This window comes from Paenibacillus farraposensis (assembly GCF_020736845.1).
Classification (GTDB): domain Bacteria; phylum Bacillota; class Bacilli; order Paenibacillales; family Paenibacillaceae; genus Paenibacillus; species Paenibacillus farraposensis.
The window spans coordinates 179282-193246 of sequence record NZ_JAFFQR010000015.1; the positions used below are offsets into that span (position 1 = coordinate 179282).

Below are 13965 nucleotides of genomic sequence, written 5' to 3' on the forward strand. Positions count from 1 at the left end.
GGCTTCTATGAATCTGTTGCTGCTAGGAGCGACTGGCCGCGTAGGACGTTATATATTGGAGTATGCATTGGCGGATGGTCATACCGTTACGGTCCTTGTCCGCTCACCGGGCAAGCTGGAGGAATACGTATTAAAATATGGGCGACAGCTCCAGATAGTACGAGGGGATGCTACCCGTCCCGAGGATGTTACGCGAGCGCTTGAAGGCGGTGTGGCGGCTGTGATCAGCGCGCTGAATACGGATGGGACGACGACCTTATCCGTGAATATGGCCCTGCTGATCCGCCTCATGCAAGAGCGGTCCGTTGCCCGGCTTATTACGGTGGGGACAGCAGGGATTTTGCAGAGCCGCATCGAACCGGGCTTGTATCGGTATGAGTCCTCCGAGACCCGGCGACGCAGTACCCGTGCGGCAGAGGAGCATCGGCGGGTGTACGAATTGCTGCGTGATTCGGTGCTGGATTGGACGATTGTCTGTCCAACCTATCTGCCAGATGGCGAACGGACAGGCATCTATCGTGTGGAAAAAAACGTGTTGCCCGAAGGCGGCTCACAAATTACCACCGCTGATACGGCTGATTTTACCTATCGGCAATGGGAGAGCCGCGAATATATAGGTGTACGGGTAGGCATAGCCTATTGATCGTGAAGCGAAATACAGCTTTATGCTCAAGTATTCAGGTCGAACCCGGTAAGTAGACATGCTGATTTGCGTTCTTTTTTATTTGACAAATAACCTGGGTTCGAATACTATGATTCTTGACGAAAACATTGTTTCCGAAAATCCTCTCTCTATATAGCAGCAATAATCTTTAAAAATAGCAACAGTAATCTTCAAATAAGTTAAAGGAAGTGTATGGAATCATGTCCGAGTCGTCGCAGCCCTATAAAACCTATTCGGAAGTGAAGCTTCAGCAGCAGCAATTGCTTCGTAAAAATGTTATTGACACCGCATGCATCCTTCTTGCAGAGGAGGGACCCGAGGCCGTGACTGTGCGGCGGATTGCGCAGAAATTAAGCTGTTCAACCAAGATAATTTACAGTATTTTTGGCAGCAAGGATGGTCTGGCCAATGAAATGTATTTGGATGGATGCCGGCTGCTGGCGCAAACCTTTCAGCAAGTACCTGTCACCGAAAACATACTTGCTGACCTGGAAGCTCTGGGCTGGGCGTACTGGGAATTTGCACAGGTCCATTCGGCCTATTACAAAATGATGTTTGGCGGGGAATTATCTGATTTCAAGCCGGATGAACAGAGCCTGGCAGGTACAACAACAGCCCTGTCCCGATTACAGCACACCGTCATGCGCGCTATGGAGCAGGGCCAATTGAAGGAGCGGGACCCGCTGCTGGTCGTCCGTATGCTGTGGTCAGCGCTGCATGGAGTGATACATCTTCAATTTGCGGGTCATTTTTCGGATGCAGCGATGGCCCAAGAGACTTATGCATTTACACTGAAGCAGACACTAGCTGCGTGTAAATAAGGCATTTCTATTGTAATGATCTGAGAATTGTAATGGTCCAAAATAGGAAATGTACTGAGGTCGTCTCGGGGATGGCTTCAGTTCATTATACAGTATTGGTAACGATGTTTCTAAAATAAAACAATGATACTATGGAGGTCATCATCATGTTTATGTATGCAAAAAAAACGGCCCTGATCACAGGGGCTTCATCCGGTATTGGCGAGGCATTCGCCTATTCGCTTGCGGCCAAGAAATGCAACCTTATTTTGGTGGCACGCAATGAACCGAAATTAAAGGCGCTGGCCAAAGAGCTTTCCGCCCAATACAACGTAAGGACAACCGTGATTGCACTTGATCTTTCCGCCGCAGGAGCGCCACAGGCATTGCATCAGGAGGTTCAAAACCACCAGCTGAAGGTAGATCTTTTAATCAACAATGCAGGTTTTGCTACCTATGGGTACTTTGAACAGGTTTCAGGAGAACGGCAGCATGAGGAAATTATGCTCAATGTCACGGCATTAGTAGATATTACACATGCTTTTATGCCTGATTTATTGCGCAACCGGGATGGGGGAATTATCAACGTCTCTTCCACAGCCGCATTTCAGCCCGATCCGTATATGGCCGTATATGGAGCAACCAAAGCATTCGTGCTTTCCTTTAGCGAAGCGCTTTGGGCCGAAAATCGAAAACGAGGGCTAAAAGTGCTTTCCCTTTGCCCGGGGGCCACTGAAACCGCATTTTTTGATGTTGTGGGCTCCAGTGAAGCTTCCGTGGGCTCTAGAGAAACCCCACAAAAAGTGGTACAGAACGCGCTGAAAGCATTTGAAAAGGGAAGAAGTCACCTTATATCCGGTCGCCAAAACTATTGGGTTGCCCAGGTTTCCAGATTTTTTTCCCGCCAAGCCACATTGGGAATTGTAGAGCGTACGCTTCGTCCGCAAAAGTAATCGGACTGCCCGACTGTAAGTAATCGTCATACGTTAGCCGCATTTCAAATGCCAGGTCTGATCGCTGCCAAATGGCATCAAACCTGGCATTTTTGCCTACGCAAATAAGCGCCCGCCACCCCAGCTCTCTGGAATATAGTAAAATTCTATCCCGCTTTTCCCAGCCGTTGGCCGACCAGAAGCGCTGTCCTCCTTCATTATGCTCCATCACAAACAGGTGACATTTGTCTATGCCCTCCCGCTGCATACATCTCTGTTGTTTTCTAGCGTGTCGTATTCGGCGCGCTTTCTTCCCCAAGCTCCTGCTCTCGCTCTGCCTGCTTGCGATGGGCGATACGGCTGCTGGCCGAAGCTGCGATAGCGCCCACAATATCGTCCAGAAATGTGTGGATCGGTCCGAGGCTTTTATCATTCAAGCGTTCCAGCACACCTGGTTTGAGTTTATCCACATAACCATAATTGGTAAATCCGATGCTGCCGTACACATTCACAATGGAGAAGGCCAAAATTTCATCCACTCCATATAGGCCCTCATCATGTTCAATCATATCCTGCAATGGGGGAAGAAGAGCGCCCTGTTCGGCGAGAATATCCAATTGGATACCGGTGAGCACTGCATTTTGCACCTCACGCTTCATCAGCACCTTATCCACATTTTCAATGCATTCTTCCATCGTTAGGTTCGGATAATACTTTTGCTGTAATAACATGACCAGCTCTGCGATTTCAGTCATGCTTACACCACGTTTGTGCAGCCATTCACGGGTGGCATCAGCTACCTTTTTACTATTTAAGCTATAAGGTGCTTTTTTCTTGTCCATAAAGTTGTGGTTCCCCTCCTTGGTATTGATCCTGATTTTTGCTGTGATAATGACCAGTGTGTCCAGTCTGCTGAAAAAGTAGTTATTTTTTACGTGAGGCTCGTATACATATTAGTACAATCTGTACAAAATTGTTAGGGAGGAACTCCACTTATGAATTTAAAGCACCCATGGCGAATGACCTCTGCAGCAGGACTGCTGTCGCTGCCCCTGTTGTTGTGCGGATGCAGTCTTTTCGGCAATGAGGCCGCATCGATTGATCCCCCGCCGTCCACGATCGAGCAGTCCATGATCAAGGCTGTAAGCGGGAAAGCGCCTGTGACTACCGGACAGCTGAGAGCTGTTTTTTTACAGGATCATAACGGTTTGCTAGCCCCGGTATCTTTGCCGATTGCTACAGGCGATGTACAGGCAGATGCCAAGTCAGCGCTGGAAACACTGGTTGTGGGCGGGTCGTATTCCGGATTATTGCCAGAGGGTTTCAAAGGCATATTGCCCCAAGGGACGGACGTGAAGAATGTGACAGTGGATAAGAACAACAAGCTGGCTGTCGTCGAATTCAACCAATCCTTTGGCAGCTATAAACCGGAGGATGAACGCAAATTAATGGAAAGCCTGACCTGGACCCTGACCGACCGTCCCGAAATCAAGAGCGTACAGATTTGGGTTGACGGCAAAAAGCTGAACCAAATGCCTGTGGGAGGCACGCCGCTGGATCATCCGTTGACACGCGCAGTAGGCATTAATATGGAGATCGGTCATGGCGTGACACCGCTGAATTCCAGCCCGGTCACGGTATATTTCTCATCGTCTTCTCCTGCCGGAGTTCAATATTATGTGCCTGTCACCCGGCTGGTCAATCCGGAAAAAGATCGTGTCCAGGCTGCGCTGCATCAATTGATTGAAGGGCCGCAAACCAAGGATGGATTACAGGAAGTGATGACTGGGGAGACAGCGCTGAAATCGATTGAACGCTCCAAAGATAACGTAATTACGGTATCACTCTCGGATGATATGTTCGCCAAGGGCGAAGCCATACCTGCCGAATTTCTGGAATCGGTCGTACTGACAGCAGCAGATAATTCGGAGGATGCGGCCAAAGCCAAAATCCGGATTGAATTAAATGGTGAAAAAAGTGTTATTGGACAAAATAACCAGAATTATGGAGAGCCTGTAGCCAAGCCACAGCATATTAACGAGATTCCTCTTTAATGGCAAAAATACGTCCTTGGGGTGCTTTTGACTGTACACTTTGGTAAAATAAACATATAAGAACAGGTTGCATACGACGTAGGAGGAAAAAGCATGAGTAGATCTAACGGACGAAACGGTGATGAGCTGCGCCCGATCACATTGACAGCAGGAGTAAACAAATATGCGGAGGGCTCTGTTTTTATTGAGGTTGGCGAGACGAAAGTTATCTGCACGGCTACAGTGGAGGAACGTGTTCCCCCCTTCATGAAAGGACAAGGAAAGGGCTGGGTGACCGCAGAGTACTCCATGCTTCCGCGGGCGACTCATAGCCGTAATCAGCGTGAAGCAGCGCGTGGCAAGTTGACAGGCCGTACGATGGAGATTCAGCGTCTGATTGGCAGAGCATTGCGTTCGGTTGTCAATTTACAGGCGCTTGGTGAACGGACTATTACGCTGGACTGCGATGTTATTCAGGCAGACGGTGGAACACGCACAACCTCAATTACCGGTTCTTTCGTAGCGTTGGCGATTGCGGTTAATAAAATTGCCATTCAGCACAAGCTGCCTGTTTTTCCGATTACGGATTTTTTGGCATCTGTCAGTGTAGGCGTGGTTGGTGATAAAGCGCTGCTGGATCTGAATTATGAAGAGGATTCCAAGGCGAAAGTGGACATGAACCTCGTGATGACCGGCAGCGGCAAATATGTCGAGCTTCAAGGTACGGGGGAAGAAAGCCCATTTGACCGCAAGGAACTGGATCAGCTCCTTGGCTTGGGTGAACAAGGAATTCTGCAAATGATCGAGCGTCAAAAAGAAGTGCTCGGGCCGATCGCTGACAAGATCGGAGCCAGACGAATGGGAGCGGAAGTCTGATGCGGCTGGACGGTCCAGTTGTCATTGTCGCTACGAAAAATAAAGGAAAGGTACGGGAGTTTGCGCATGCGTTTGCTCCGCTGGGCAAGGAAGTCAAAAGCATGTACGATTACCCCGATATCCCTGATGTCTTTGAGGACGGCAATACCTTTGCCGAGAATGCGCTGAAAAAGGCCAAAGCGGTCGGAGATGCGCTGGGATTGCCTGTACTGGCCGATGATTCCGGCCTGTGCGTGGACTTGTTGGACGGAGCGCCGGGAGTATACTCGGCCCGTTATGCCGGAGAAGGTGCTAGCGATCACGAAAACAATATCAAGCTGCTTGATGTACTGGAATCGAAGCAGCTGGGAGATGATACGGAACAGCCTTTGCTAAGCCCGGCTCAATTCGTGTGCACCTTGATTCTGTATAATCCGCAGACTGGGGAGACGCTGGAATCGACGGGTTCGGTGGATGGCTGGATAACAACGGAAGTCGCAGGCAGCGGCGGATTTGGTTATGACCCGTTGTTTTATTTGCCTGAGTATGAGAAGACGATGGCTGAGCTGACGCTGGAGCAGAAGCAGACAATCAGCCATCGGGGCAAGGCCCTGCGTCATTTGGCGGCCACGCTGGGAAATCCGCAGGTTTGATTCCGAGGCAGGAATAATTCCTGCTTAAATAACGATAATGGCTATCCGTAATAGGTTATAGCTCTATCAAGTAGACAGTCAAAAAACATTAGAATATACGCCGCCCTCTCCCCGGTATTTCACTAGGGAGAGGGCGCTGATTTTTTCAAACGGTTCTGATATTTGGTGATCCGATTTGTAATTTATGATCTACATTCGCTGTTGATTTATTTTAGCGAATTGCTACTTTGTAAGTACGCAGCCAGTTATCGACCTGAGTCAGGTACGCAAACAATTGGGGGCCCGACATGAGTTGGCCAAACCAGGGGAGATTTGTGGAGGCTTCCGGAGAGGCCGCGATATCACGCACCTTTTGTGCATCAATCAGCTTAAGCAGCGGGGAAGAGGAATCATTCAGCAGCTCTAGCGCCTGTTTTTTCACAGCGGCCAGATAGGACGGGTTATGCGTTTTGGGATAAGGGCTCTTTTTACGGTACAGCACATCATCTGGCAGCACACCCTCCAGAGCTTTTCGTAAAATGCCTTTTTCACGTCCGCCTGTGGTCTTGATGCTCCACGGAATGTTCCATACATATTGCACCAGCCGATGATCGCAATACGGCACCCGTACTTCGAGTCCGGCCCCCATACTCATCCGATCCTTGCGATCCAGCAGTGTAGGCATAAAACGGGTGATGTTCAAATAGGACATTACACGCATTTGCGCAGCTTTGCCTGTTTCCCCGGACAGCTTCGGCACTTCTCCTATGGCTTCTGAATAGCGGTCGTTCAGATACTCCAGCGGCTTGATCCAATCCCGTACTTCGGGAGACAGCAGACCTGCTCTCATATCGGGAGCGACCGCCCACGGGAATGTGCCTGAGTTCAGCATATCCTCACGGTGGAACCACGGATATCCGCCAAAAACTTCGTCGGCCGCCTCGCCGGAAATGGCAACCGTAGCCCCTTTTTTAATCTCCCGGCAAAAAAGATACAGTGACGAATCCACATCTGCCATTCCGGGCAGATCGCGTGTGATTGTGGAGTTATTTAGAGCAGCTACAACCTCGGGAGTATCAAATTCGATCCAGTGATGGTTGGTGCCTAATTCATCCACCATTCGTTGAATCCAGGGAGCATCGGCTCCGGGCTGGAACGCATGGGCTTTAAAATGCTTGTCGTTATCTACATAATCGACCGAATACGTATGAACTTGTCCCTGCCCGGTGCGCTTGTAATAATCGACAGCTAATGCGGACAGTGCGCTTGAATCGAGACCGCCCGACAGCAAGGTGCACACCGGAACGTCCGAAATGAGCTGTCGCTCCACCGTATCCATCAACAGCTCGCGCACCTTGTGTGCTGTTTGTTTCGTGTCATCCTCATGCGCAATACTCTCCAGCTTCCAGTAGGCCTGAATACGCATGCCGTCGCGGCTGTAGGTCAACGTATGTCCGGGACGCAGCTCCTTCATGGACGAATAGACGCCATGTCCAGGGGTACGTGCAGGACCGATGATAAAAATTTCAGCCAATCCCTCGGCGTCAACGGCTGCCTCTACAGCAGGGTGCTGGAGCAGCGCTTTGGGCTCTGAGCCAAATACGAATACATCCTCGGTATGGCTATAAAATAGCGGCTTTACGCCGAGGCGATCCCGCGCCAGAAATACCTGCTGCCGTCCGCTATCCCAGACGGCAAACGCAAAGATGCCGTTTAACCGGTCCACACAATCTGGACCCCATTCAATATAGGATTCGAGCAGTACTTCGGTATCGCATTGTGTACGGAAAAAATGTCCGCGCTGCTGAAGTTCTTTTTTCAGCTCAGGCGCATTATATATTTCCCCGTTATATACAATCGTATAGGTGATATCCTCAAGCTGCCGAATCATAGGCTGGGCACCATTTTCCGGGTCCATTACGCTCAATCTTCGGTGTCCGAAGGCACACGGGTTGGATATCCAGGTACCTGTAGCATCAGGCCCGCGATTGGAGAGCGTCTGGATCATATTTAACAGCAGTCCCGATTGGTGCATTAAGTCTCCGTTCCACTGTATGAAACCTGTAATTCCGCACATGTCTGTTCATCCTCTCTTTGTCGTGTTCATCCAGTGTTGGAATGAATTGAAAGCTAATTCTCCAGTTCAACAGTATATATGCCGAAAAGAAGCATAAAATGTCTGTCCGCTCCGAAAACTATAGTTGGGGTAACCCGTCTACTCGCAAAGAAGGAGGGAGACCAATGTACTACATCAAGGACGCCAAAATACGTCGTTTTACTGAGATTGACGGCGTCCGCTGCGCAGAGGTGGAGGTGCGGCCCGGCGCGGCCGACGACCCGGAATTGCTGGTCTATATCACACCGACCCAGCAACAGGGCGGTCCGAATGATTATGAGGTGGTACGGATTATCCGCAATGACGCCGATTTGGAGCTGGATTGGTACGACAATAATCTGCATTCCGCATTTGAGGAAGTGACAGACAAGGCTTTTACCGACTCTACACACATTACTGCTGGTGAAGAGCGGGAAAAGTTCAAACAGGAATTGCTCTCCTACGGGCAGCTCGAAACCGAGTTTGCCAAGGAGTTCGGGGTATGAGAATCTGGTGCGCTATTCCCCGGCTTCTGTTGATTTGGGTTCCGGCACCATCGCAGGATCAGCGTGAAAGGAGGAGAACATCATAGACAACAAAGCGAAGTTCAAAAAAAATAAAGGCAGCAGTTATATTCATAACAATGAGTTTGCAGAAGAAGTACTGGATCGAAATGTAAGACATGAAGTGCGCAGAAATCCCAGACGCTTTGGCAATAAATAAGCGCAAAGGATCAGGTTCATGTTTCCGTAATCCCAAAGAAGCCTCCGCTTCCGGCATACCCATGCGGAAGCGGAAGGCTTTTTTGTGTTATGCAGCTTCACGCAGGGTCATAATCCCTTTGTAAATGTTATAGACAAAAACCCCGAGATAGACCACTACGAATAGAAGTACAAACCCGACAACAGAACCCGCATGATTAGCTGTTGCAATAAAATAAAACAGCGGAATCGCCGCAATAATGGGGAAAAGGTGCGATAAAATGGCTTTTTTGGCATGTCCCTGTACATATTCGTCTCGTACTGCAATCAACACGATGATCGGCAGCAAAAAAGGTGCAAAGAAAATGCTGAAATAACAAAGTGACGACAATAGCCCCTTCACGAATCAACCCCTCCTTGTATAGCATGCTCTTTTGTACATAATACCCCGTTGACGTCCAAATGATTCCTTTCATAGTATGTTTCCTGATATGATGAAAAAATACTTTTGACAGTTAACCGAAATATGGTATAATAATTAATGCACTGACTACATAAGGTTTAATTGAACAGCATTTTGTCCCAGTAGCTCAGCTGGATAGAGCAACGGCCTTCTAAGCCGTCGGTCGGGGGTTCGAATCCCTCCTGGGACGTGTAGAAAAAGCTTCCTATTTGTTTAGGAAGCTTTTTTGTGTTCCAATGGGATGAGAATCCCCTTAGGGGGGACGTCGGAGCATAAGCATCGTTAGCATACACTTCGCAGTCTCAACCGCAGGGAGAGTATCCCTCACAGAGATATAGTTTAGCTTGGATTACAAAAAAACGGCCGAAATTCATCCAAAGCGGAGGAAACGGCCGTTTTGAATACATCCAGCATGGAGATGGTTTTATAAATTTACACCATCGCCTTCGCCTTATGGGCAAAGAACTGCGGCAAATGCTCCTTATGTGCTTCCAGCAATTCATCCAGCACCGTTTGGGCAATGTCACCGCTTGGAACGAGCGGATTCAGGGTAAAGGCCTGCAGTGCAGTTGCGTAGTCGCCGGTTACCGCAGCTTCAATCGTCAGCTCTTCCATTGCCTTCATGACTTGTAGCAAGCCGCGTTGCGCAGGCGGGAATTTACCGAAGTTTACAGGTTCCGCACCATGCGCACGAATCACGCTGGTCATTTCGATTGCACTATCATAAGGGACGTCATCAATCGCTCCGTTATTCTGTGTGCTCACTACCATCAGCGTGCCTTTATTGTTATAGATCGAATTAATAATTTCACAGGCTGCATCGCTGTAATGCGCACCGCCGCGTTTGGACAATTCCTCCGGCTTGTAGTCCAGATTCGGATCTTTATACAGCTCGAATAGACTTTCTTCCAGACGTTTCACGACTTGGCCCCGAGTTCCTTCGTTTTTGGCTTCCTCTAATTCTTCCTTCAGCATGTTATCGGTCATGTAATAATACCGATGGTAAGGACAAGGCAGCATTTTCAATTGACGAACCTGGTCATACAGGAAGCGCATGTTCTTGATATTTTCAACGACCTTCTCCGGTTTTGCACCGGGCGCGTACAATCCTTCAATGACTTGCTCCGTTAATTCAGCCCCGGTTTTGTCATATACTTTATGCCAGTGAAGGTGGTTAATTCCCGCAAATTTAAAGAACAGCTCTTCTTCCGGTTTGTCCAGCACAGCTGCTGCACTTTTGATGGCGCCAATCGGAACATTACATAAACCGATGACTTTGTCCCATTGGCCATAACGCAGCACTGCTTCAGTGACCATACCTGCCGGATTGGTGAAATTAATCAGCCACGCATTCGGACACAGTTCTTTCATATCCTCAACGATACTAAGAATAACGGGGATCGTGCGGAAGGCTTTGAACATCCCTCCAGCTCCATTGGTTTCCTGACCGATCATACCGTGCTTTAACGGAATACTTTCATCTTTAATCCGCGCATCGAGCAAGCCTACCCGAAACTGTGTCGTTACAAAATCGGCATCCTTCAAGGCTTCCCGGCGATCCAGCGTTAAATGAACCTCACAATCAATACCTGCCGCCTTTACCATCCGTTTGGCCATAGCCCCTACGATCTCCAGCTTTTCGCGTCCTGCTTCAATGTCTACCAGCCACAATTCCCGAATGGGAAGCTCTGCATAGCGTTTGATAAAGCCTTCTACTAATTCTGGTGTATAGCTGGAGCCTCCGCCAATGGTTGCAATCTTTATGCCTTTTTTCATGGTTAGTGCCTCCTGAGTATGTTTTTTTTAAACCGCTTTCTTAAGCTCAATTTCACTGTAATCCCTGTAATGCATTACAGGTCAAGGGCTTTTAAAAAACTTATTTGAGGAAGATGACAATTAGAGGACGGGACCACAAACATGCTAAACGCGAACATGTTAAAATAGAAAGAACGAGGTGAGAAATATGGCAAATATTCATGAGATTGCAAAGCTCGCGGGCGTATCCTCGGCTACGGTGTCCCGTGTCATTAACAAGCACCCATATGTAAGTGAAACAACAAGACAGCGAGTACAAGAGGTCATAGATCGGCTCGATTACGTGCCTAATTTAAATGCAATTTCTTTAAAAACAGGCATGACGAAGCTCATTGGAGTTATTGCCATTTCTTTTAATGATTCTTTGAGTGTATTTGTACGTGGATTCACTATGTATGCTCAGGAGCATGGCTTTAATATAGCGCTGTTTATTACGAATGGGGAGAAGGAACGGGAGCTTGAGGCATTGGAAATGCTGCGAAGAAAGCAATTGGATGCTTTGGTTTGCATGATTCGTGTCAATGAGTGGAGTGTGATTGAGCACTATACCAAATATGGCCCGATTGTGACGTGGCAGCGGGTGAACATCGAGACCATACCGTCCGTATTTATGGATCAGTATCAGGGGTACATGCTTGCGCTGGAGCATCTGTATGAGCGAGGATATCGCAGCATTGTGAATGTGTACGGGAGTATGAGGGGACTGAATACGAAGGAGCGCATCCGGGCCTATCATGATTTTTGCAAAAAATATGATCTGGACGCTGAAGCCTTTCCGCATTTTTATGACTTAAATTCAATAGAAGCGGGTGAACAAATTGCTCACTGGTGGGGAGAACAACCCAACAAGCCGGATGCCTTCGCTTGTTCTACCGATTATTTGGCTGCAGGGCTGTTGACCGAAGCACGCAGGCTCGGTGTTTCGGTACCAAGTGATGTTGCAGTGGTGGGTTTTGATAACACCGAAATTTCGCATTTGCTTGATTTAACGACCATTCATTACCCGATTGACAAGCAGGCGGAAAATGCGTTCATCATGATTCGGAATGCCCTTGAGGGTCTTCATGAAGCATTACATCCTTTGGAATTCAAATTAGTTGAGCGAGCGACCACTTAATATCCTGGTTATGCTTTTTTCTATTGACGCATGTTAATATTTGGAGGAAAATTAAGCTAAGATTACAAATTTCGGATTTTTTGTATGAAAGGTGGTTATGACTTGGGGCATACACCTACGATTTTAGCGGAACTGGAGGATTATTTGCAACGAAATGATGTAACGCTGCCACAATTTGCAGAGCATTCAGGTGTTCATCAGAGAACGTTAAATAATTGGTTTGCCAAGCATCGTCCTGTTGCTGTCCATCAGTTGGACCGAATCACACTGGCAATGGGATTACCAGAGGGTTATTTTTACGAACGATACATAGAACATTACATCATCGAGAGTTCCTCGGATTGGCGGAGAATTGAACCGGTATTGTTCCGCTGTGCGGAATTGGATAAGCTGGCAGCGATTCAGCGCATAGTTGGACATATTATGGACAACCTGCTGTATTCCCCGAAGCTATTTGACGCGGCAGAACAATTATTTGCACAGGGTCGACATGCTGCTGCGCTGTTGCTCTATGAGGGGGACGAACTTAACCTAATGGTTCGAGCACAACAAGTTACCGTGGATGCCGTTAAACGGAAAGAAAGCGAAAACTGGATTAGAAAAAATCTCAGTGACATCGCTGGTGAATTGAGTACCATATTTGCTCTTGCCTTTGCTACAAGAACTGCTGCTGGTGTAGCATTGGGATTGGGTGCTCTTATAGCTGGCTCACTAGCGACTAACTATTTCCTCAACTCTATCACCGCTGGCCTGAACGGGACTTCGCGACACGCTAGCTGGTTTAATGTGAACACCAACAAATACAAACGTATTGAATTTGAAGCTGCTTTTGTAGAGTACTCCAACGCTGGAGGTACAACACGTTACATCACTCAAGCTGGTTCTATTTACCGCATGCAACGGCTCGATGGAACTTGGATTTACGCTTCTTAATCATAATAGTAGTACAACAAAAAAAACGCACTAATTGTGCGGTTTTTTTGTTAAATTAAAACGTAAACAATTGTACCAACTACAGATATAGCCATCATTAATAGTGAAATAATATGTTTTTGTGAACTTCGAATATATTTCCATTGGAAGATAGATCGAACACCGAACACTAGAATAAGTAATACGCCAATCCAAACATATTTATAAGGTTCTTTAACAAAAAGAACTGACAAAATTACCACAATACCCCCAATCACAATGAACCACCTGTATGGGATAAAACCATCCGTGTCTGATATCTTCTCATCTGTTTTGCTGAAAATTTTATCCAGAACAAATTGAATCACAGCTGCAATAAATAATACAAGAGCAAAACTCATTGGTATCACCTTCTTTTTCCATTTGTTCAACTATACTACACCAATACAAATTTTTCATGCATCAATAAACATATGATCCAATCTTTTCGATTCGAGGCTTTCTGTTTTGTATCTCAAGGTCACGTCGCAGCTTGAACGAATCTTTATCAAACGATACAAAAAATTAGCATTTATGGGGTAGTACCAGCGAAGCTGTCACAGCCCGTAAAGTAAACCAGTGAAAAGTTAAGGTTTTTGTTGGTATCGGAACCATAGTTCTGCTTTGCACTCGTTATTCTGGTTCAACGTGGTTTCTAAGGCGCATTTGAACCACGTAGCTGTCATGAAATGCAAATATGTGGGGAATTATGGGAACTACTTTGCGGGTGGTGTCACGTTCGCTGGTACTGCTCCGAATTGAAGACTGATATCAAATAAATGTGGGGGGGCAGTTACTACAATTGTATCTGGTGTAACCCTTCTTAACGATATTAGAATCTATACTGAAACAGAATTTTGTAGGCTTGTTGAAAAATCTTGTCAATAATCCTAGACATTTCACCCGC

Annotated in this window: 14 protein-coding genes, 1 tRNA gene and 2 pseudogenes; 10 read left to right on the forward strand and 7 right to left on the reverse strand. The window is 47.4% G+C overall.

Features of this window, described 5'->3' with window-relative positions; translation table 11 throughout:
* The first annotated feature begins 7 nt into the window (after positions 1 to 7).
* From JO375_RS03830 to JO375_RS03840, 3 genes are all read left to right on the forward strand, one after another.
* Positions 8 to 643 carry an NAD(P)-dependent oxidoreductase gene (locus tag JO375_RS03830; protein WP_229523296.1) on the forward strand — a complete coding sequence of 212 codons (636 nt, stop codon included), beginning with the start codon at positions 8 to 10 and terminating at the stop codon, positions 641 to 643.
* A 221-nt stretch (positions 644 to 864) separates the two neighbouring features.
* A complete protein-coding gene (locus JO375_RS03835; protein WP_229523212.1) occupies positions 865 to 1485 on the forward strand; it encodes a TetR/AcrR family transcriptional regulator in 621 nt (206 codons plus the stop codon).
* Positions 1486 to 1631: 146 nt separating this feature from the next.
* Complete coding sequence (locus JO375_RS03840) at positions 1632 to 2417, forward strand: SDR family NAD(P)-dependent oxidoreductase (protein WP_229523213.1); 786 nt, start codon at positions 1632 to 1634, stop codon at positions 2415 to 2417.
* A 118-nt stretch (positions 2418 to 2535) separates the two neighbouring features.
* Here JO375_RS03840 and JO375_RS24705 read toward each other — a convergent pair.
* Both JO375_RS24705 and JO375_RS03845 read right to left on the reverse strand, forming a co-directional pair.
* Positions 2536 to 2658 (reverse strand): annotated as a pseudogene (locus tag JO375_RS24705) (GNAT family N-acetyltransferase); the annotation flags it as partial.
* A 22-nt stretch (positions 2659 to 2680) separates the two neighbouring features.
* Positions 2681 to 3238 (reverse strand): phosphatidylglycerophosphatase A family protein, encoded by a 558-nt coding sequence (locus tag JO375_RS03845; protein WP_229523214.1) that lies wholly within the window; start codon positions 3236 to 3238, stop codon positions 2681 to 2683.
* Positions 3239 to 3391: 153 nt separating this feature from the next.
* Between JO375_RS03845 and JO375_RS03850 the strand changes: the two genes are divergently transcribed.
* From JO375_RS03850 to JO375_RS03860, 3 genes are all read left to right on the forward strand, one after another.
* Positions 3392 to 4450 carry a GerMN domain-containing protein gene (locus JO375_RS03850; RefSeq protein WP_229523215.1) on the forward strand — a complete coding sequence of 353 codons (1059 nt, stop codon included), beginning with the start codon at positions 3392 to 3394 and terminating at the stop codon, positions 4448 to 4450.
* A 93-nt stretch (positions 4451 to 4543) separates the two neighbouring features.
* Positions 4544 to 5305 carry a ribonuclease PH gene (rph, locus tag JO375_RS03855; protein WP_229523216.1) on the forward strand — a complete coding sequence of 254 codons (762 nt, stop codon included), beginning with the start codon at positions 4544 to 4546 and terminating at the stop codon, positions 5303 to 5305.
* Positions 5305 to 5937, forward strand: coding sequence for an XTP/dITP diphosphatase (locus JO375_RS03860; RefSeq protein ID WP_229523217.1), 633 nt, complete (start codon positions 5305 to 5307; stop codon positions 5935 to 5937). Before rph ends, JO375_RS03860 begins: the two co-directional genes overlap by 1 nt.
* A 211-nt stretch (positions 5938 to 6148) precedes the next feature.
* Here the strand turns inward: JO375_RS03860 and asnB are convergent, their stop codons facing one another.
* The gene (gene asnB, locus JO375_RS03865) at positions 6149 to 7993 is read right to left on the reverse strand and encodes an asparagine synthase (glutamine-hydrolyzing) (RefSeq protein WP_229523218.1); all 1845 of its coding nucleotides are present in this window, start codon (positions 7991 to 7993) and stop codon (positions 6149 to 6151) included.
* Positions 7994 to 8157: 164 nt separating this feature from the next.
* Here asnB and JO375_RS03870 point away from each other — a divergent pair, with 164 nt between their 5' ends.
* Positions 8158 to 8517 carry a hypothetical protein gene (locus tag JO375_RS03870; RefSeq protein WP_229523297.1) on the forward strand — a complete coding sequence of 120 codons (360 nt, stop codon included), beginning with the start codon at positions 8158 to 8160 and terminating at the stop codon, positions 8515 to 8517.
* A 58-nt stretch (positions 8518 to 8575) separates the two neighbouring features.
* Here the strand turns inward: JO375_RS03870 and JO375_RS03875 are convergent, their stop codons facing one another.
* A complete protein-coding gene (locus JO375_RS03875; protein WP_229523219.1) occupies positions 8576 to 8797 on the reverse strand; it encodes a hypothetical protein in 222 nt (73 codons plus the stop codon).
* 24 nt (positions 8798 to 8821) lie between these two features.
* Positions 8822 to 9115 carry a DUF4870 domain-containing protein gene (locus tag JO375_RS03880; RefSeq protein WP_229523220.1) on the reverse strand — a complete coding sequence of 98 codons (294 nt, stop codon included), beginning with the start codon at positions 9113 to 9115 and terminating at the stop codon, positions 8822 to 8824.
* Between the two features lie 176 nt (positions 9116 to 9291).
* Between JO375_RS03880 and JO375_RS03885 the strand changes: the two genes are divergently transcribed.
* Positions 9292 to 9365, forward strand: a tRNA-Arg gene (locus JO375_RS03885).
* Positions 9366 to 9607: 242 nt separating this feature from the next.
* On the opposite strand, the gene JO375_RS03890 is transcribed toward JO375_RS03885, so the two are convergent.
* Positions 9608 to 10951 (reverse strand): 6-phospho-beta-glucosidase, encoded by a 1344-nt coding sequence (locus JO375_RS03890; protein ID WP_229523221.1) that lies wholly within the window; start codon positions 10949 to 10951, stop codon positions 9608 to 9610.
* A gap of 187 nt (positions 10952 to 11138) precedes the next feature.
* Here JO375_RS03890 and JO375_RS03895 point away from each other — a divergent pair, with 187 nt between their 5' ends.
* Both JO375_RS03895 and JO375_RS03900 read left to right on the forward strand, forming a co-directional pair.
* Entirely contained in the window at positions 11139 to 12107 is a 969-nt protein-coding gene (locus JO375_RS03895) for a LacI family DNA-binding transcriptional regulator (RefSeq protein WP_229523222.1), read from the forward strand.
* A gap of 102 nt (positions 12108 to 12209) precedes the next feature.
* Positions 12210 to 12623, forward strand: a pseudogene (locus JO375_RS03900) (helix-turn-helix domain-containing protein); the annotation flags it as partial.
* 467 nt (positions 12624 to 13090) lie between these two features.
* On the opposite strand, the gene JO375_RS03905 reads toward JO375_RS03900, so the two are convergent.
* Entirely contained in the window at positions 13091 to 13450 is a 360-nt protein-coding gene (locus JO375_RS03905) for a DUF4181 domain-containing protein (RefSeq protein ID WP_229523223.1), read from the reverse strand.
* Between the last annotated feature and the right edge of the window lie 515 nt (positions 13451 to 13965).